The organism is Halovulum sp. GXIMD14794 (genome assembly GCF_054457455.1).
The window spans coordinates 277,602-294,425 of record NZ_JBTLNF010000004.1; the positions used below are offsets into that span (position 1 = coordinate 277,602).

At 67.0% G+C, this 16,824-nt stretch carries 22 protein-coding genes; 14 read left to right on the forward strand and 8 right to left on the reverse strand.

The genetic code is table 11. The features are described from left to right. Nucleotide 1: 1 nt before the first annotated feature. A complete protein-coding gene (locus ACW9UR_RS08030; RefSeq protein ID WP_458916444.1) occupies nucleotides 2–877 on the reverse strand; it encodes a LysR family transcriptional regulator in 876 nt (291 codons plus the stop codon). A gap of 123 nt (nucleotides 878–1,000) precedes the next feature. Here ACW9UR_RS08030 and ACW9UR_RS08035 point away from each other — a divergent pair, with 123 nt between their 5' ends. Continuing rightward, complete coding sequence (locus tag ACW9UR_RS08035) at nucleotides 1,001–1,213, forward strand: hypothetical protein (protein ID WP_458916445.1); 213 nt, start codon at nucleotides 1,001–1,003, stop codon at nucleotides 1,211–1,213. 69 nt (nucleotides 1,214–1,282) lie between these two features. On the opposite strand, the gene ACW9UR_RS08040 is transcribed toward ACW9UR_RS08035, so the two are convergent. Continuing rightward, nucleotides 1,283–1,984, reverse strand: coding sequence for an arylesterase (locus ACW9UR_RS08040; protein ID WP_458916446.1), 702 nt, complete (start codon nucleotides 1,982–1,984; stop codon nucleotides 1,283–1,285). Between ACW9UR_RS08040 and ACW9UR_RS08045 the strand changes: the two genes are divergently transcribed. From ACW9UR_RS08045 to ACW9UR_RS08070, 6 genes are all read left to right on the forward strand, one after another. Further along, entirely contained in the window at nucleotides 1,983–2,672 is a 690-nt protein-coding gene (locus ACW9UR_RS08045; protein WP_458916447.1) for an ABC transporter ATP-binding protein, read from the forward strand. The two genes, ACW9UR_RS08040 and ACW9UR_RS08045, sit on opposite strands and share 2 nt — an antisense overlap. Then, entirely contained in the window at nucleotides 2,669–5,227 is a 2,559-nt protein-coding gene (locus ACW9UR_RS08050) for an ABC transporter permease (RefSeq protein WP_458916448.1), read from the forward strand. The genes ACW9UR_RS08045 and ACW9UR_RS08050 overlap by 4 nt, the downstream gene beginning before the upstream one ends. 181 nt (nucleotides 5,228–5,408) lie before the next feature. Next, the gene (locus tag ACW9UR_RS08055) at nucleotides 5,409–6,188 is read left to right on the forward strand and encodes a Bax inhibitor-1/YccA family protein (RefSeq protein WP_458916449.1); all 780 of its coding nucleotides are present in this window, start codon (nucleotides 5,409–5,411) and stop codon (nucleotides 6,186–6,188) included. 250 nt (nucleotides 6,189–6,438) lie between these two features. Further along, entirely contained in the window at nucleotides 6,439–6,849 is a 411-nt protein-coding gene (locus ACW9UR_RS08060; protein ID WP_458916450.1) for a DoxX family protein, read from the forward strand. 93 nt (nucleotides 6,850–6,942) lie between these two features. Further along, entirely contained in the window at nucleotides 6,943–7,152 is a 210-nt protein-coding gene (locus ACW9UR_RS08065; RefSeq protein WP_458916451.1) for a hypothetical protein, read from the forward strand. A 1-nt stretch (nucleotide 7,153) separates the two neighbouring features. Then, nucleotides 7,154–7,609 carry a baeRF12 domain-containing protein gene (locus tag ACW9UR_RS08070; protein ID WP_458916452.1) on the forward strand — a complete coding sequence of 152 codons (456 nt, stop codon included), beginning with the start codon at nucleotides 7,154–7,156 and terminating at the stop codon, nucleotides 7,607–7,609. A gap of 16 nt (nucleotides 7,610–7,625) precedes the next feature. On the opposite strand, the gene ACW9UR_RS08075 is transcribed toward ACW9UR_RS08070, so the two are convergent. The 4 genes from ACW9UR_RS08075 to ACW9UR_RS08090 all read right to left on the reverse strand — a co-directional run bounded on the left by ACW9UR_RS08075 (nucleotide 7,626) and on the right by ACW9UR_RS08090 (nucleotide 9,691). Further along, complete coding sequence (locus tag ACW9UR_RS08075; protein ID WP_458916453.1) at nucleotides 7,626–8,156, reverse strand: GNAT family N-acetyltransferase; 531 nt, start codon at nucleotides 8,154–8,156, stop codon at nucleotides 7,626–7,628. Nucleotides 8,157–8,268: 112 nt separating this feature from the next. Then, nucleotides 8,269–8,436 (reverse strand): 50S ribosomal protein L33, encoded by a 168-nt coding sequence (gene rpmG / locus ACW9UR_RS08080; protein WP_008330537.1) that lies wholly within the window; start codon nucleotides 8,434–8,436, stop codon nucleotides 8,269–8,271. A gap of 121 nt (nucleotides 8,437–8,557) precedes the next feature. Next, nucleotides 8,558–9,235, reverse strand: coding sequence for an NUDIX hydrolase (locus ACW9UR_RS08085; RefSeq protein WP_458916454.1), 678 nt, complete (start codon nucleotides 9,233–9,235; stop codon nucleotides 8,558–8,560). Between the two features lie 51 nt (nucleotides 9,236–9,286). Continuing rightward, a complete protein-coding gene (locus tag ACW9UR_RS08090) occupies nucleotides 9,287–9,691 on the reverse strand; it encodes a DUF983 domain-containing protein (protein WP_458916455.1) in 405 nt (134 codons plus the stop codon). Nucleotides 9,692–9,908: 217 nt separating this feature from the next. On the opposite strand from ACW9UR_RS08090, the gene ACW9UR_RS08095 reads away from it, so the two are divergent. The 3 genes from ACW9UR_RS08095 to ACW9UR_RS08105 are packed head-to-tail and all read left to right on the forward strand — an operon-like array spanning nucleotide 9,909 to nucleotide 11,387. Continuing rightward, nucleotides 9,909–10,484 carry an RNA polymerase sigma factor gene (locus ACW9UR_RS08095; protein ID WP_458916456.1) on the forward strand — a complete coding sequence of 192 codons (576 nt, stop codon included), beginning with the start codon at nucleotides 9,909–9,911 and terminating at the stop codon, nucleotides 10,482–10,484. Between the two features lie 7 nt (nucleotides 10,485–10,491). Then, the gene (locus tag ACW9UR_RS08100) at nucleotides 10,492–10,860 is read left to right on the forward strand and encodes a hypothetical protein (RefSeq protein WP_458916457.1); all 369 of its coding nucleotides are present in this window, start codon (nucleotides 10,492–10,494) and stop codon (nucleotides 10,858–10,860) included. Further along, on the forward strand, nucleotides 10,857–11,387 hold the full coding sequence (locus ACW9UR_RS08105) for a periplasmic heavy metal sensor (protein ID WP_458916458.1): 531 nt from the start codon (nucleotides 10,857–10,859) through the stop codon (nucleotides 11,385–11,387). Before ACW9UR_RS08100 ends, ACW9UR_RS08105 begins: the two co-directional genes overlap by 4 nt. Nucleotides 11,388–11,402: 15 nt before the next feature. Here ACW9UR_RS08105 and ACW9UR_RS08110 read toward each other — a convergent pair whose 3' ends face one another. Continuing rightward, nucleotides 11,403–12,800 (reverse strand): diguanylate cyclase, encoded by a 1,398-nt coding sequence (locus ACW9UR_RS08110; RefSeq protein WP_458916459.1) that lies wholly within the window; start codon nucleotides 12,798–12,800, stop codon nucleotides 11,403–11,405. 118 nt (nucleotides 12,801–12,918) lie between these two features. Between ACW9UR_RS08110 and ACW9UR_RS08115 the strand changes: the two genes are divergently transcribed. Then, nucleotides 12,919–13,206 (forward strand): DUF3572 domain-containing protein, encoded by a 288-nt coding sequence (locus ACW9UR_RS08115; RefSeq protein ID WP_458916460.1) that lies wholly within the window; start codon nucleotides 12,919–12,921, stop codon nucleotides 13,204–13,206. Here the strand turns inward: ACW9UR_RS08115 and ACW9UR_RS08120 are convergent. Further along, nucleotides 13,203–13,682 carry an acyl-CoA thioesterase gene (locus tag ACW9UR_RS08120; RefSeq protein ID WP_458916461.1) on the reverse strand — a complete coding sequence of 160 codons (480 nt, stop codon included), beginning with the start codon at nucleotides 13,680–13,682 and terminating at the stop codon, nucleotides 13,203–13,205. The two genes, ACW9UR_RS08115 and ACW9UR_RS08120, sit on opposite strands and share 4 nt — an antisense overlap. A gap of 156 nt (nucleotides 13,683–13,838) precedes the next feature. On the opposite strand from ACW9UR_RS08120, the gene ACW9UR_RS08125 reads away from it, so the two are divergent. The 3 genes from ACW9UR_RS08125 (at nucleotide 13,839) to ACW9UR_RS08135 (ending at nucleotide 16,810) form a co-directional block, all read left to right on the forward strand. Further along, nucleotides 13,839–14,585 carry an HAD family hydrolase gene (locus ACW9UR_RS08125; RefSeq protein WP_458916462.1) on the forward strand — a complete coding sequence of 249 codons (747 nt, stop codon included), beginning with the start codon at nucleotides 13,839–13,841 and terminating at the stop codon, nucleotides 14,583–14,585. 29 nt (nucleotides 14,586–14,614) lie between these two features. Next, complete coding sequence (locus tag ACW9UR_RS08130; RefSeq protein ID WP_458916463.1) at nucleotides 14,615–16,201, forward strand: trimethylamine methyltransferase family protein; 1,587 nt, start codon at nucleotides 14,615–14,617, stop codon at nucleotides 16,199–16,201. A 69-nt stretch (nucleotides 16,202–16,270) separates the two neighbouring features. Continuing rightward, nucleotides 16,271–16,810 (forward strand): tetratricopeptide repeat protein, encoded by a 540-nt coding sequence (locus tag ACW9UR_RS08135; protein ID WP_458916464.1) that lies wholly within the window; start codon nucleotides 16,271–16,273, stop codon nucleotides 16,808–16,810. The last annotated feature ends 14 nt before the right edge of the window (nucleotides 16,811–16,824 follow it).

The window sequence follows — 16,824 nt, forward strand, 5'->3', positions numbered from 1 at the left end:
GTTACTCTGCCGCCTTGGCCACCAACCGGCGCCCGTAGGCGTCGCGCACGAAGTCCACCATCGCGTCCAGCACCGGCGCACTTCCGTGCGGCGCGCGGTACATTATAATGCTGACCGCAGGCAGCTCAGGCAGCGCGCCGCCGTGGTCGATCACCTCCATGTACGGCGAACTGTCTCCGTTGATATTGGCATGCACCGCAAGGTCCGCCGAGACCGTCGCGTCGACGGTGCGCGTACTTTGCGAGTTCACCACCATGTCCCAGGGGATCCCCGCCTCGTCCAGCGCACGCTGCACGACCGGGCGGAATATGCAGGCATTTTCGAACGCCAGACGCAGCGGGCGCTGCCGCCAGGCGACGCCGCCGGGCGCGCCGACCCAGGCAAGCGGTTGCCGCTCCAGCACCTCACCGCCGCGGTCGGGGGAATGCTCGGTGGTCAGGATCAGGTCCAGTTCGCCGCGCGAGAACTGCTCCTTCAGGCCGCGGGTGAACGAGGAGATCAGCTCGACCCGAACCCGCGGGAACTCTGCGGCGAAGCGCTGCAACACCGCCGGAATGTGCGGATAGACGATGTCGTGCGGCACACCGAAGCGCAACTCCCCCTCGAAGGCATCGTCGCGCATCTTGCCCCAGATCTCGTCATTCAGCGCCAGCATCCGCCGACCATAGCTCAGCAACTGCTCGCCATGCGCCGTCAGGCCGATGCTTCGGCCCGACCGGTCGAGCAGCGGCTGACCAAGGGCCTCTTCCAGTCTTTTCAACTGCATCGAAACCGCGCTCTGAGTCAGGTTCAGCTGCCCGGCGGCGCGCGTCACCCCGCCGGTTTCGGCGACGGTGACGAAGGCGCGCAAGGCGGTCAGATCGAGATTTCGAGGCATATCACGAACCTTGATGTAACGGTCATGAATCATTCATTGGCGTAATGTACGACCATCCCCCATATGCATCAATGTCCGAAATGGTTCGGGCGCGATACATCAACTTTTGTCATGGGGAACATCATGGAACAAGTTACTTACGGGGGTATGTCCCTCGGCCTGCCGCAGCAGTCGATCTGGCAGCGCATCCTCGGCTTCCTGATCGAGCGCGACGCCGCCTTCCGGCAGAGCCACGCCTACGGTCAGCTGGACGACCACCTGCGCCGCGACATCGGCCTGACCGACGGCCACACCGTAGCCCGCGATTCGCGCGTGGCGGCACTTCTCCGCCCGTGAACGCGCGCAAGATCGGCCGACCGGTCCGGCCAATGACCGGGATCACGAAAAACTGAACAGGTGCGTCCGCTAGTCGGCTCGCGCCTGCTCGACCAACCGAGCCACCTCGGGTCCGATGTCCGCGACGATCATCGCCACGCCCTTTGAGTTCGGATGGATGCCGTCGCCCTGCATAACCTCCCGCGCGGAACTCAGATCCTCGGCCTCGCCCAGCCCCTGCAGGAAGAACGGGTACAGGATCGCGCCGTACTGCTCCGACAGTTCGGGGAAGATCGCGTCGAAATCCCGCTTGTAGTCCGGACCGTAGTTCCCCGGCGCGCGCATCCCCGCGACCAGCATCGGCAGGCCCCGCGCCCCGATCGCCTTCAGAATACCGTCCATGTTGGCCCGCGAGGCCGCCGGGTCGATCCCGCGCAGCACGTCGTTGCCGCCCAGCGCCACGATCACAGCATCGACCTCGTCCGACAGGGTCCAGTCGATCCGCGCCAGCCCCCCTGCGGTCGTGTCGCCGGAGACGCCGGCATTGATCACCTCCACCCCCGGATGACCGTTCTCGTGCAGCCACGCCTCAAGCTGCGGCACGAAACCCTCTTCCTCGGGCAAGCCGTAGCCTTGCGTCAGGCTGTCGCCCAGCGCCGCGATGGTGATCTGCTCCTGCGCCAGCGCCGTAGCCCCGGAAAGTGCAAGGACGACCAGTGCGGCGACCGCCTTGCGTGCCTGACCCAAGGTCCCATATGCAAAACTGCGCGCACGACCGGAAAGAGATTGCATGAAAGACCCCGTCATCTCGCTGAGCGAGGCCAGCCTGACCCTGATGGGCAATGCCGGCAAGGTGGAAATCCTCAAGGGCATCACGCTGGACGTGAACCGGGGCGAAACGCTGGGGCTGGTCGGGCCGAGCGGGTCGGGCAAATCGTCTCTCCTCATGGTCATGGGCGGGCTCGAGCAGGCTACCGGCGGTCGTGTCGGCGTGCTGGGCCACGACATGACAGCGATGAACGAGGACGAGCTGGCCTTGTTCCGCCGGGATCATATGGGCGTCGTCTTCCAGTCTTTCCACCTGATCCCGACGATGACCGCGCTCGAGAACGTCGCCACGCCCCTGGAACTGGCAGGCGCCCGCGACGCTTTCGAGCGCGCAGCCGAGGAGTTGCGCGCCGTGGGATTGGGCGACCGGATGGACCACTACCCGACGCAGCTGTCGGGCGGCGAACAACAGCGCGTGGCGCTGGCCCGCGCCGCCGCGCCGCGCCCCGAGATCCTTCTGGCGGACGAGCCGACCGGAAACCTCGACGGCGTCAACGGCGAGGCGATCATGGACATGCTGTTCGGCCTGCGTGACCGTCACGGCGCGACGCTGGTACTTGTCACCCATGCGCGCGAGTTGGCCGAACGCTGCGACCGGGTGATCCGGCTGCGCGATGGACGGCTCGATACTCTGGCCGAGGCGGCCGAATGACCGGTCCGCAATTTCGCGCGGCAGCCCGGATCGCCGGGCGCGAGCTGCGCGGAGGGTTGTCGGGCTTCCGCATCTTTCTTGTGTGCCTGGCGCTCGGCGTCGCCGCGATCGCTGCAGTCGGTTCGGTCCGCACCGCCATCCAGTCGGGTCTGGAGCGCGAGGCCTCGGCCTTGCTGGGCGGCGATGCCGAGGCCGAGTTCACCTATCGCTTCGCCACCGACGAGGAACGCACCTGGCTCGAGGACAAGTCCGACCGCCTGTCCGAGGTCGTAGATTTCCGGTCGATGGCCGTCGCCGACCCGGAGGGCGCCGCCGAACGCGCGCTGGCGCAGGTCAAGGGCGTCGATGCCGCCTACCCGCTTTACGGAGAAATCGGACTCGAACCTGCGATACCGCTGGCCGAGGCGCTGGCAGGCGCAGACGGCCTGCCCGGCCTCGTCGCCGCCCCGGCACTGCTCGACCGGCTGGCGCTCGCTCCCGGAGACGAATTGCGCCTTGGCACTCAGGACTTCCGCATCATGGCCGCGCTCACCGACGAGCCGGACGGGGTCACCGCCAGTTTCGCGCTCGGCCCCAGGATCATCGTCGCGACCGAGGCGCTTCGGGACAGCGGCCTGATCACCGAGGGCACACTGTTCGAGACCAAGTATCGGTTGGCGATCCCCGAAGGCACGGACATCGTCGCCCTTGGTCGCGAGGCCGAAAGCCGCTTCCGCGACGCGGGCCTCGGCTGGCGTGACAACCGCAATGGCACGCCCAGCGTCTCGCGCTTCGTCGACCGGCTGAGCGCCTTCCTCGTGCTGGTGGGACTTGCCGGTCTGGCCGTCGGCGGCGTTGGCGTTTCGGCGGCAGTGCGTAGCTACCTGGACGGCAAGACCGCGACCATCGCAACGCTCAAGACCGTGGGCGCGCAGGGCGGCACGATCTTCACGATCTACCTGTTGCAGATCGGCGTCCTCGCCGTCGCGGGCGTCGCTATCGGGCTGGTTCTGGGCGCGGGCATCCCTTGGCTCTTCGCACCGCTGATCGAGGCCAGGCTACCGGTTCCGGCGGAGTTCGGCCTCTTCCCGAACCCGCTGATCGAGGCCGCGTTCTACGGGTTGATGACTGCACTGATCTTCACGCTATGGCCATTGGCCCGCGCCCGACAGATCCGCGCGGCGGGCCTGTTCCGCGACGCAACCGAAGCCGACACCCACCTGCCCTCGGCCCGGTTCATCCTGCTGATTGCGGCGCTCGCCGGCCTGCTGATCGCCACGGCTGCCTGGGCTTCCGACATGGAGTTCCTTGCCCTCTGGGCCGCTGGTGGCGTGCTGGTCGCGCTTGGCGCGCTGCTGCTGGCTGCGCGGGGCGTGCGCTGGCTGGCGCGGCGACTGGCCCACTCCGGCTTCGCACGGGGCCGCCCAGCCCTGCGCCTTGCGCTTGGCTCGGTCGGCGGACCGGGCGGCGAGACCGCCTCGGTGACACTGTCCCTGGGGCTGGGACTGGCAGTCCTTGCGACCATCGGCCAGATCGACAGCAACCTGCGCGGCGCAATCCAGCGCGAGATCCCGGACATCGCCCCGGCCTACTTCTTCATCGACATACAGAACGACCAGCTGGACGGCTTCCTCGAGCGCACCGACGCCGCCGAGGGCGTGACGGAGATCGAGACTGCGCCCATGCTTCGCGGCATCCTGACCCGGATCAACGGCGAACCGGCCCGCGCCTATGTGCGCGCGAAGACCGGCCAAGGCCACTGGGTTCTGCGGGGAGACCGGGGCGTAACCTATGCCGCGACGCCCCCCGAGGGAACCGAGATCCTCGCCGGCGACTGGTGGTCCGAGGATTACGCGGGCCCGCCGCTTCTCAGCTTCGCCGAGGAGGAGGCGCGCGAGATGGGCCTCGAACTGGGCGACGAGATCACCGTAAACGTGCTGGGGCGGGATCTGACCGCCACCATTGCGAACTTCCGCAAGGTCGAGTTCCAGGACATGGGCATCAACTTCGTGATGCTTTTCAATCCCGGCGCGCTGGCCGGCGCACCGCACACGCATATCGCCACGGTCTATGCCGACCGGGGCGTCGAGGGTAGCCTGCTGCGTACCCTCGCCGGGGCCTATCCGAACATCACCGCGATCAGCGTGCGCGAGGCCATCGACCAGGTGACCGAGGCGTTGGACGGGCTCTCCGCCGCAGTGCGCTATGGCGCGGCGGCGACCCTGCTGACTGGATTCGTCGTGCTGATTGGCGCGGCGGCGGCGGGCGAGCGGCGGCGAATCTTCGAAGCCGCCGTCCTGAAGACCGTCGGCGCAACGCGGGGGCGAATCCTGGCCAGCTTCGCGCTGCGCTCGGCGATCCTCGGTGCGGCAGCGGGCGCGGTGGCAATCCTTGCGGGCGGTCTCGCTGGCTGGGGCGTCATGCGCTTCGTGATGGAGACCGCCTATGTCTTCGAACCGATCTCGGCGCTGGCCATCGTCGCCGGCGGGGCGCTGGCTTCGCTGCTGGCAGGATTGGCCTTCGCCTGGCGCCCGCTGCTGACCCGCCCGGCGCGGGTTCTGCGCGCGCAGGACTAAGTCGAGAAACGACCTGCGGCGGCGGGCCGCACGGATGCAACCCCGAAACATGATCGATTTCGTCATGTTTCGGCGTCTCCGGCCTGCCGAGCCACTTGAAATACAGGGGCTATCTGCCAATATCATGTCCAAACAACGGGCGCCCCGCGTCCCGTGGGACGGCTGCTATATGGAGGATTCAATGGCCGAATTCGAAACTGTCCGGCGCTCGAGCGCAGGCGTTCGCACCGCGCAGATCGACGAGGGCCTGCGCGCACACATGAACAAGGTCTACGGCACCATGTCCGTAGGCATGCTGATCACCGCGCTTGCCGCGTGGGCGATCTCGGGTCTGGCCGTGACCACCGATCCCTCGCTGGCACAGGCGCAGATCGGCGCTGACAAGTATCTGAACAGCTTCGGCATGGCGATCTACGGATCGCCGCTGAAGTGGGTCATCATGTTCGCGCCCTTGGCCTTCGTCTTCGGCCTGAGCGCGGGCATCAATCGTCTGTCGGAAGGCGCGGCGCAGCTAGTATTCTACACCTTCGCCGCCGTGATGGGCCTGTCGATCAGCTCGATCTTCCTGGTGTTCACCGGCGCGTCGATCGTTCAGACCTTCCTGATCACCGCAATCGCCTTCGCCGGCCTGTCGCTCTACGGCTACACGACCAAGAAGGACCTCAGCGCGATGGGCACCTTCCTGGTGATGGGCCTGATCGGCCTGATCCTGGCGATGGTGGTCAACTTCTTCCTGCAGAGCTCCGCGATGCAGTTCGCGATCTCGGTGATCGGCATCCTGATCTTCGCTGGTCTGACCGCCTTCGACACCCAGAAGATCAAGAACCAGTACCTTGAAATGGTGCAGATGGGCGCCACCGACTGGCTTGGCAAGGCTGCCATCATGGGCGCGCTGAACCTGTATCTCGACTTCATCAACATGTTCATGTTCCTGCTGCAGTTCCTCGGCAACCGCGAGTAAGCTCGTAGGCACACCGAAACTACGGAAAGGCCGGCCCAGTGCCGGCCTTTTCTTTTGCGCGGTGGCCATCGTCCGACCACGCTGCCGATCACGACCTTGTCAGCAGGAAACGCGACGGACTGGCCGTCGCCGGGACGTTCAGGAGACCCGGCGCGGTGTATCGGACATGGCGCCGCACAGGTCCTGCCTGGCCCGACCGTTTCCCCGGGGTCTGGCGGGACCGCTCACTGCACAGAACAAGGACTTCCCGATGATCGACACCCGAAACCTCGAAACCATCTGGGGCCCGCGCATGCTTAGCGTGCTGCGGATCGCCTCGGCCCTGATCTTCACGCTGCACGGTTCTCAGAAGCTCATGGGCATTCCGGCGACCGAGCACGCCCCGGCAATGTTCTCGCTGTTCTGGTTCGGCGGCATCCTCGAGCTGTTCGGGGGCCTGGCGCTGCTGCTGGGCCTCTACACTCGGCCCGTCGCCTTTGTCCTCTCGGGAATGATGGCGGTTGCCTACTGGGGCTTCCACGCACCCGGCAGCCTGTTCCCGACACTGAACGGCGGCGACGCTGCGATCCTCTACTGCTTCGTGTTCCTCTACATCGCCGTCGCCGGCGGAGGCGCGTGGTCACTGGACGCCCGCCTGACCGGTCGCCCGGCAACGGCCTGAGCGGCGGACCGCGCCGCCCCATGGCGGTGCGGAACCGCCCCCGCAAACCCGACGTTTTCCTTCGAGTATCAACGATTGGAAGGAGACCCCCGCATGGCGGAACGGAAACGCTCCAAGGACGGAGGCAGAGACACGGATCTCGTGCTCGGCGAGCCGGGCGGTATCGCGCAACAGGGCCGGGCGGGCGGACGGCTTCCCCGAAACATCGGCTCGCAGGACGAGTTGAAGAGGGCGACCGAGCGTCCGGCCGGCATGACTCGTGTTACAAAGAAGCTGGAGGAAGACGACGAGGGGGAATCCTGAGATGAACAAGCTGAAGACTGGCGCATGGGTGCTCGTCGCGGACGGCGAAAAGGCCCTTTTCCTCGAGAACGAGGGCGACACGCAGGACTACAACCTCAAGGTCCGCCGCAAGGAAGAGCACGAAAACCCGCCCGCACGCGAACAGGCGGCGAACCGTCCGGGCCGTCTCAACGACGGCCCCGGGGAACACAAGTCGGCGCTTGATGACACCGACTGGCACGAACTGGAAAAGGAACGCTTCGCCGACGACCTGGCCGAGATCCTCTACAAGCGCGCCCATCGCGGTGCCTTCAAGGAGATCGTGCTCATCGCCGCCCCCGACACCCTAGGTGCTCTGCGCAACGTCCTGCACCCCGAGGTAGCGCGTTGCGTCGTCGGGGAGATCCCGAAGAACCTGACGAACATGCCCATCGACAAGATGGAGAAACACATCAAGGCGGGGCTGGAAGCTGACTAGCCCCCGCCGGCGGCCCTCATCCCAGGGGCCGCCGCATCCTGACCGCCGGAAAAGTGATCCCCGGTCGCAGGACGAAGCTGCGTTCATCGATGACCGTGAAGCCCTGCGATTGGTAGAACGGCACCGCGCTGCGGGTGGAATAGCAATTGAAGGCGGCGAGACCGGCGGCGCGCGCCTCCTCGATGGAATGTGCGAGAAGCTTGCGCGCGACGCCTTGGCGAAGAAACCCCGGATCGGTCGCGAAATGCCGCACATGCCCGCTCCGGCTGCCGCTGGCCGCCCCCGAGAACGGATCGTGCGGCGTCCAGCCCCCAGCTCCCACGATGCCCGACGTACCGGCATCGGCGACGTAGTACGTGCCGCAGGTCACCAGGCCTGGCTGCGCGCGCGCCAGCAGCGGGATCGCGGTCACCCGCACCGAGGGCGGGTAGTCTTCCTTCAGCAGAAGCGGGTAGGCACGGCTCAACAGGGTGTCCACAGCCTCGATGTCCGCTGCCGTCGCCGGGCGGATCCGGAACTCGATTTCAGCCAGCCGGGTGCCGGTCATCGCGACTCCCCTTTCCTGAGCCAATCGCCGTGTGCACGCATTCAGTTCCTGCAAACGCGAAAGGGCCGCGCGTCGCCGCGCAGCCCCTCGCATACAGCAGGACAGGCAGATCTTACTTGATCTTGCCTTCCTTGTACTCGACGTGCTTGCGCGCGACCGGATCGTACTTCCGCACGGTCATCTTCTCGGTCATGGTACGCGCGTTCTTTTTCGTCACATAGAAATGGCCGGTGTCCGCGGTGGAGTTCAGCCGGATCTTGATCGTGGTGGGCTTCGCCATCTGTCGCTCTCCGTCGCAGGGGCGCAGCGACCCCGCGGTTCATGTCTGAAACCCGCCTTCTACACGCCGGCAAAGCAGAGTCAACCCGAGTTCGGGCCGCGACTTGAATTCGGGGCCGGTTTCACAACGCCCGGAACCGCGACACCGATGCGCCATGCTGGAAGAACGGGATCGGGCGGTGGACATCCGGCGCGTCGAGCCGGGCCTGGACCTCGCCCAACGCGATACGCGTGACAAATGGCAGATCGAGCCCCCGCGCCGCATCGAGCGGCAGCCAGGCCAGGTGGCTCAACTCGTCATCGGCATGGGTGAAGTCGTCCGGGTCGCCCCAAACCGCCTCGGCGCGGGCCAGGAAGAAGCGCGCATCGAAGCGGCGCGGCCGGCCTGGCGGGGTGATCGCGCGGAAGAAGAAGTCCAGCGCCTGCCCATCGGGCGCGAGGCCGCCTTCGCAGAAAGTCTCCCACCCGGCCGGGGCCGGAAACGACCCGCCCGCCGAGACAGCCAGGCGGAGCCCGGTCTCTTCCCAGAGTTCGCGGATTGCGGCGACGGCGAGTGCAGCCGGCGGCGCGTCGCCCTCGACCTTCAAACGCGCAGCCGCATCATCCGGCAGCGGGCGGGCCAGTGGAACGGCGGCATCCGCCGCATCGACACGCCCGCCGGGAAAGACGAACTTGCCCGGCATGAAGATCGCGCCCTTGCCGCGCTGGCCCATCAAGACGTGCGGCGTGCCCTCGATCCGGCGCACCAGCACCAGGGTCGCGGCATCTCGGATTGGCTGATCTGAAATGCTGTCGCTCATTGCGCGACTATTGACGCGCTCGGCCCGACGCGTCCAGCGGTTCCGGCACGCTCAGCGCCTGCCGAACCCGTGCATCCGCCGCGCCCACTGGAAGCCTACGAATGCCCCCTTGAGCCTTGGCAGCAGGTAAAGCGCGAGGATCGTGAAGCCTAACGAGAAGCCTACGGCCATCTCCCACGCTTCGGGGCGCCAGGCCATGTAGACCGTGATCATCAGCGGCGCCAGGATGTGGCCCGTGATCAGGATCGTGGCCCAGGCCGGGCCGTCGTCGGCCCGGTGGTGGTGCAGCTCTTCATTGCAGACGGCGCAGTGGTCCCGCACCTTCAAGTATCCAGCCATCATCGGCCCGGAGCCGCAGTTCGGACACTTCCGCGCCCAGCCACGCAGAACGGCGCTGCGTGTGTCTCGCTCGCTGTCCTGCATCGGCATGTCGTCCTCGTAAGCGTTATCGCGCATGAGTCTCTCCATAATTCACCACTGGTACCGCATCGCTGCGGGGGACGCCCTGCGCCAAGCTGACTTGCGGCGGGATGTCGCAAAATTCCGCGACGGAATCCTGCAGCCGCCCCGTTCTATGACTGAAGAATGACAAGGAGCGCAGAATGCGCGGCGACGACATAGCGGGCGACGGGCCCGGCTGGCGGGATCGGCGGAAGAAGTTTAACTGGTTGGCATGACTGCGGATCAGACCTCCGAACGCGACCGCGACGCCGCCCTGCTGGCAGCCTATGCCGCGGGCGACGCACGTGCGGCGCGCACGCTGATCGAGGACCACGCGCCTCGGGCGCTGGCGCTTGCGCGGCGGATGCTGGGCAATGTCGCGGAAGCCGAGGAGGTCGCGCAGGAGGCGATGCTGCGCCTTTGGAAGATCGCGCCGGAATGGCGCGCGGGCGAGGCGCGGATATCGACGTGGCTCTACCGGGTGGTTGCCAACCTCTGCACCGACCGGCTGCGGCGGTCCCGCACCGTGCCGCTGCCCGAGGGGCACGATCCGCCAGACGAGCGCCCGAGCGCGCTTGCGGGCATGATGCAGGGACAGCGGGTCTCGGCGCTGGAACAGGCGCTGGCGGATCTGCCCGAGCGACAGCGCCTGGCCGTGGTGCTGCGCCATCTTGAAGAACGGCCGAACCCCGAGATCGCCGAGATCATGGGGCTGACCGTCGACGCCGTCGAAAGCCTTCAGGCCCGGGGACGCCGACGTTTGCGCGAGCTGCTGGCCCGTGCTGAACTGAGCTATCACGAGGGGTGACATGAACATGACCTACAGACCAGACCGCACCCCGCCCGAAGACCCGGCGAAGCTCGATGCGCTGTTCGCCGAACTGAGGGACGGGGAGGCGCCGCCGCGCCCGGCCTTCATGGAAACGCTGATGGCCGACGCGCTGGCCGAAATGCCGGCTACCGCGACCGAGCGCCGTAAAGGCGGTTTCGGCCGTACCATACTGGCCGCGCTGGGCGGCTGGATCGGCGGTGCCGCGCTTGCCGGAGCAACGGCCGCAGGGCTGACCATCGGTTATCTCGACCCGGTCGGGCTGCCGCTGCTGCCCGGCTCGGACACTGCCTACAGCACGACGACCGACAGCACCGACATCATGCTCGCCTTTGCCGAGGAGGTCGGAATATGACCGACAGCCCTTCCACCGTCGAGCGGAGGATACCGCGCTGGGCCAAGGCCGCGCTGACCGTCTCGCTGGCGGTGAACCTTGCCGTGATCGGCCTCGTCGGCGGCGCGATGCTGCGCGGCCCCGATGCGCCGCCACCGGTGAACCTGCCGATCGAGGGGTTCCGGGACATCAGCGCCGCCATGTCCGAGCCGGACCGCGAGGCGCTGCGCGAGGACCTGCGCGCGCGACGCACGGATATCCGGAAGACATGGACCACGATCCGCGCGCAGAACGAGGCCTTCCTCGAGGCGCTTCGTGCCGAGCCGTTCCAGCCTGCGGCGGTCGCCGAAGTGCTCGATGCGCAGGCCGCACAATGGGAGGCGTTCGGCGCCGGCACCCGCGAGATACTCGTTCAGCGGATCGACGCGATGACCCCCGAGGCGCGGGTGCAGTTCGCCGACATGCTTGAACAGCGGCTCAGGGAACGCCGGGATCGGTTCGACAAACGCCGCCACGGCAAGGAGGGTCGGGACAAGGACGGTCGCTAGCCAAGCGGGGCGGGTTCAGGCCGCTTCGCCCGCCCGGCAGACCCGGTTGCGTCCGGCGCGTTTCGAGGCATAGAGCGCCTGGTCCGCCGCCTCGAGCATCGACGGCAACGCTTTTTCGGCGCTCGCGCCAGGCGCGGCAACAGCAACCCCCACGCTGATCGTAACCCTGAGCGGCGGCAGTCCCCGTGCCGGGCGGATCTGCAAGGTGGACACAGCCTGGCGCACCCGCTCGGCCGCGCGCAAGGCGGTCTCCGGCGCGGCGTCAGGCATTGCAATGAGAAATTCCTCGCCACCATGACGGGCGACGAGATCCACGTTTCGCACATTGTCGCGCAGGCGTGTGGCGACAGCGCGCAACACCTCATCCCCGCAAGCATGCCCGTAGCGGTCGTTGATCGCCTTGAACCCGTCGAGATCCAGCATCATCAGGGTGAAGGCCCGGTCAGCAGCGCTCGACCGGTCGATGAGCCGCTGGATATGCCGCAGCGCGTAGTGCCGGTTGTAGAGGCCCGTCAACGGGTCCGTGATCGCAAGTCGCATTCCGGACCGCACAGATTCGCGCAACCTGTCAGAAAGCGAGCGCCGCCGATCCAAGGCATCAACCCGTGCAACCAGTTCGGACAATGGCACATCAGGCGGGACGACATCGGCCGCTCCCAGTTCCACCGCGCGGGTGGCAAGCGCATGGTCGCTATCATCGACGACAGCCAGTACAGGGGTATGTCGGGTCGCAGGATCGGCCTGCATCTGCCCCAGCAGGTGCAGGCTCGCATCGGCGGCTCGCGGCGCGGTCATACCGCAAAGTACGGCGGCAACGGGCTGGGCGGTGCAGCTCGACATCGCCTCTCCGGCCGAGGCGCAACGCAGAGCCGGACGCGACAGCGCCGAGAACAGTCGCCCCGACAGCGCGGCGATGGCGCGCGGCTCGGGGTCGAAGATCAGCAGCGGCGTGGGCGGGCCATGCCACTCACGGCCCGGTTCTGCCAGCCCCACGCCGGTCAACAGGTCGGCCGTCTCGTGCCGCAGGCACAATTCATCCTGCATCCGCTTTACGCGAACGAACATCCTGAGCCGCGCCAGCAGCCGCAGATCGTTATAGGGCCGCCGCATCACGTCATCCGCACCGGCCGAGAATGCGGCCAGCAGTTCCCCTTCGCTGGCGCTACCGGCGGGCAGGGTCGCGATCACCGGCAGATGCGCGGTCTCAGGCGCGGCCTTGATCGCGCACAGGAACCCCGATGCACCCCGAGCGCCCCATTCGAGGAACACCAGGTCGACCTCGGCCGCCTGTACCAGCGCCATTGCGTCAGGCTCGGCCCGAGTTTCGACCGCGCAATAGGCGTGGGTCAGCACGCTTTTCAGCAGAAGCCTGTTCCCGGGATTCGGATCGATGATAAGTACGCGCCCAGCCATCTTCCCGCCTTCGGATTCGCGCGCCGAGAAGCGTCGCGGCCAGGTTCTCCCGGCAGAATCGACCATAGGCAGAGGGCGGTTAACGAAGTCTTTCCCAGAGGCGGGGTTACGTCAGGACATGAACAGCATTTCTTCGGAACGCGCCGAGTCCATCGCCATCGCGGCACTCGGCTTCATCGCTGCAGAACCCGAGCGCGCCGGGGCCTTCCTGGGTGCGACGGGCGCTTCTGTTGAGGATCTTCGGCAGCGCGCGCGGGACCCGGAATTCCTGGGCTTCGTTCTGGATTTCCTGCTACAGGACGACCAGGCGGTGATGGACTTTGCGTCCGAGATGCCCTGCCGCCCCGAAGATGTATTGCGTGCTCGCGCCGCCCTTCCCGGCGGCAATCTGCCGAACTGGACCTAGGGCAGCCGCAGACTCTCCAGCGCGGCGCGCAGCGCCTCAGGCAGCGGAACCGGGCGACGGCTGTCCGCGGCCACATAGACATGGGTGAACCGCGCCTCGGCAGAGGCGGCCTCGCCGCCCTCGCGGAAAATGCCGACCTCATACTGGACCGAGGACGTGCCAATGCGTGAAACCCGCAGCCCGGCCTCGATCCGGTCGGGCCACGCGATGCTTTCGTGAAAGACACAGGCGCTTTCAACGACCAGCCCGACCACCGTACCGCCGGGCACGTCCAGCCCCCCCTCATCGACCAGCCAGCCATTCACCGCACTGTCGACGTATTCGTAGAAGACCACGTTGTTGACGTGGCCGTATACGTCATTGTCCCTCCAGCGCGTGCCGATCACGCGGAACCGGGCGAAGTCCTCGCGCCGCGCACGCGGACGCCGCTCCCGCGTGTGGGGTTTCACAACCGATGGAGTGGGTTTCTCGCTCATCGCTTCGAGGCCTCGCCGATCCGGTGATCGGGCGCAGGGTAGTGGTCTGAACCTCGAACGCAATCTCCACGTGCCGGCCAGAGGGCGCGCCCGCAGCTATGGACGACAGGGTGGCCCCGGCGCTACACCGGCGGCAGGCGTCAGAGAGGAACCAGCATGCGTACGATCGAAGCCATCCTGTTCGACAAGGACGGCACGCTCTTCGACTTCGGACAGACCTGGGGGCCATGGACGGCGGGCTTCATCCGCAGCCTCGCGCGCGACCCGGACCATGCCGACACCCTGGCCGAGGCGATGCGCTTCGACATGCAGGCCGAGCGGCACCTGGCCGACAGTCCCTTCGTAGCCGGCACCATCGAGGACTGGCTGCCGGTGCTGCTGCCCCACGCGGACGGCCACGGGCCCGACTCGCTGAAGGCGCATATCGACAGCCAGACCTCCGAGGCGCCGCAGGTCCCGGCCACCCCGCTGGTCCCGCTGCTCGGCCACCTGAGGGCCGAAGGCTACCGGCTGGGCGTTGCGACCAACGACGGCGAAGCCCCCGTGACGCGGCACCTCGCGCAGCACGAGGTCTCGCACTACTTCGAATTCGTCGCGGGCTACGACAGCGGCCACGGGCCCAAGCCCGAGCCCGGGATGCTGTTGGCCTTCTGTGCCCATGTCGGCGTCGCCCCCGAGGCCGCGCTTATGGTCGGCGACAGCCTCCACGACCTGACGGCCGCGCGCGCGGCGGGGATGCCGGCGGTCGGAGTGCTAACCGGAACAGCGCCCGCCGAGGTGCTCGCGCCCCATGCGCTCGCAGTGCTGACCTCGATCGCCGAGTTGCCCGAATGGCTGTCGGCGCAGAAAACCGGCGCGAATGGGTCGCAAACGGAACGGAACGGCGCCCCGATGGCCGATTGACTGGTCTCGACCAGCAAAAGGACCATCAGATGTCAGACCGCACGGGGCTTCGCACCGCGGGGCGCGCAACAACCTCCCGCCGCAGCGGCGGGCGGGCCGCAAACGCGCGGCGAAGCGGCGGGCCGGCCATCGCCCAGATCGACTGGCGGATCCCGGTCAATACCGACCACCCGACCGAACCGTTGCCGCCCGAGGGCGTCGCGGCGATCCACGATGCTGCGATGCGGGTGCTTGAGGAGATCGGCATCGACTTCCTGCACCCCGAGGCGCGCGCGATATTGGCGAAAGCGGGCTGCACGGTAGAACCGGGCGGCTACACCGTGCGCATGGATCGTGCCTGGGTAATGGAGAAGGTCGCCCTCGCACCCGAGGAATTCACCATCACGCCGCGCAACCCGGATCGGGCGATCCGGCTGGGCGGGCGGCACATGGTGTTCTCGGCGGTGGCCTCGCCCCCCAACGTGATGGACCTCGACCGGGGCCGCAGGGTCGGCGACTTCGAAAGCTTCCGAGACCTGACCAAGCTGACGCAGTACTTCAACTGCCTTCATGTCGCCGGCGGCTACCCGGTTGAGCCGGTGGACCTGCACGCCTCGACCCGGCACCTAGACTGCATCCACGCCGCGCTGACGCTGACCGACAAGGTCTGCCACGCCTATTCGCTGGGCCCCGAACGGGTCGAGGACGTGATGGAGATGGCCCGCCTCGCCACCGGCCTGCCCGAGGACGAATTCTTCGCAATCCCGCGGCTCTACACCAACATCAACTCATCCTCGCCGCTGAAACACGACTGGCCGATGCTGGACGGCGCAATGCGCTTCGCCCGGCGCGGCCAGCCGGTGATTGTCACACCGTTCACGTTGGCGGGCGCGATGGCGCCGGTAACGATGGCGGGCGCGGTGGTTCAGTCGGTAGCCGAATGCCTCGCTGCAATCGCGCTCTTCCAGGAGATCAATCCCGGCACACCCTGCGTCATGGGCACGTTCACCTCGAACGTCGACATGAAGTCCGGCGCCCCCGCCTTCGGCACGCCCGAGTATATGCGCGCGACGCAGATGACCGGACAAATGGCTCGCTACTACGGGCTGCCGCTGCGGGCTTCGAACGCCTGCGCCTCGAACGCGCCCGACGGTCAGGCGATGTGGGAAAGCATGAACTCGCTCTGGGCTGCGGTGCAGGCCCGGACCAATTTCGTCTTCCACGGCGCAGGCTGGCTGGAGGGCGGGCTGATCGCGAGCTACGAGAAACTGGTGATGGACTGCGAGGCGATCCAGCAGATCCAGCGTTATTTCGAGCCAGTACTGGTAGACACCTCTCCCGAGGCACTGGCTGTCGATGCGATCCGCGAGGTCGGACCCAATGGTCATTTCTTCGGTGCAAGCCACACGCAGGAGCGCTATTCGACCGCCTTCTACGCCCCGTTCCTCAGCGACTGGCGCAATTTCGAGGCCTGGAGCGAGGCAGGCGGCGCATGGACGTCCGAACGCGCGAACACCGTCTGGAAGAAGATCCTGGCTGAATTCGAACCGCCACCGATGGACGCGGAGAAGCGCGAAGCGCTCGACGAATTCGTGGCGCGGCGAAAGGCCGAAGGCGGCGCGCAGACCGATTTCTGAGCGCGCCCCATCGAAGCGTCGTATTAGTCGGGTAAAGCTCTGACCGGAGCGATCGCTGGAGGACGTCTCATGACCACCCTGCCCCGCAACCTGACCGCCGCCGCGCTCAGCCTTCTCGCCACGGCCGCACTGGCCGTAGGCGCGGATGACAGCGATCCGCCGACGCCGACCGAGACCAGCACAGAGTGCGCCGACGGTCAGGTCTGGGATCCGAAATCGGGCGCTTGCGTGAAGGCAGACAGCAGCAACCTCGACGACGACACCCGCTACGGCGCGGCGCGCGAGTTGGCCCATGCGGGCCGGTACGACGAGGCAATGATCGTTCTGGCCGCCGCCGACAATCCCGATGACCCGCGTATCCTCAACTACAAGGGTTTCGTGCACCGCAAGACCGGCGACAACGAGACCGCAATGGAGTTCTACCGCCGCGCGCTGGAGATCGACCCGGATTACATCCTCGCCCGCTCGTACATGGGTCAAGGTCTGGCAGAACTGGGCGACATGGACGGCGCCCGGGAACAGCTGGCCGAGATTCGCGCGCGCGGCGGGCGCGATACCTGGGCCTATGTCTCGCTGAAGAAGGCGATCACCGCTTCGGGCGGCTACTGACAACCGGCCCTGCT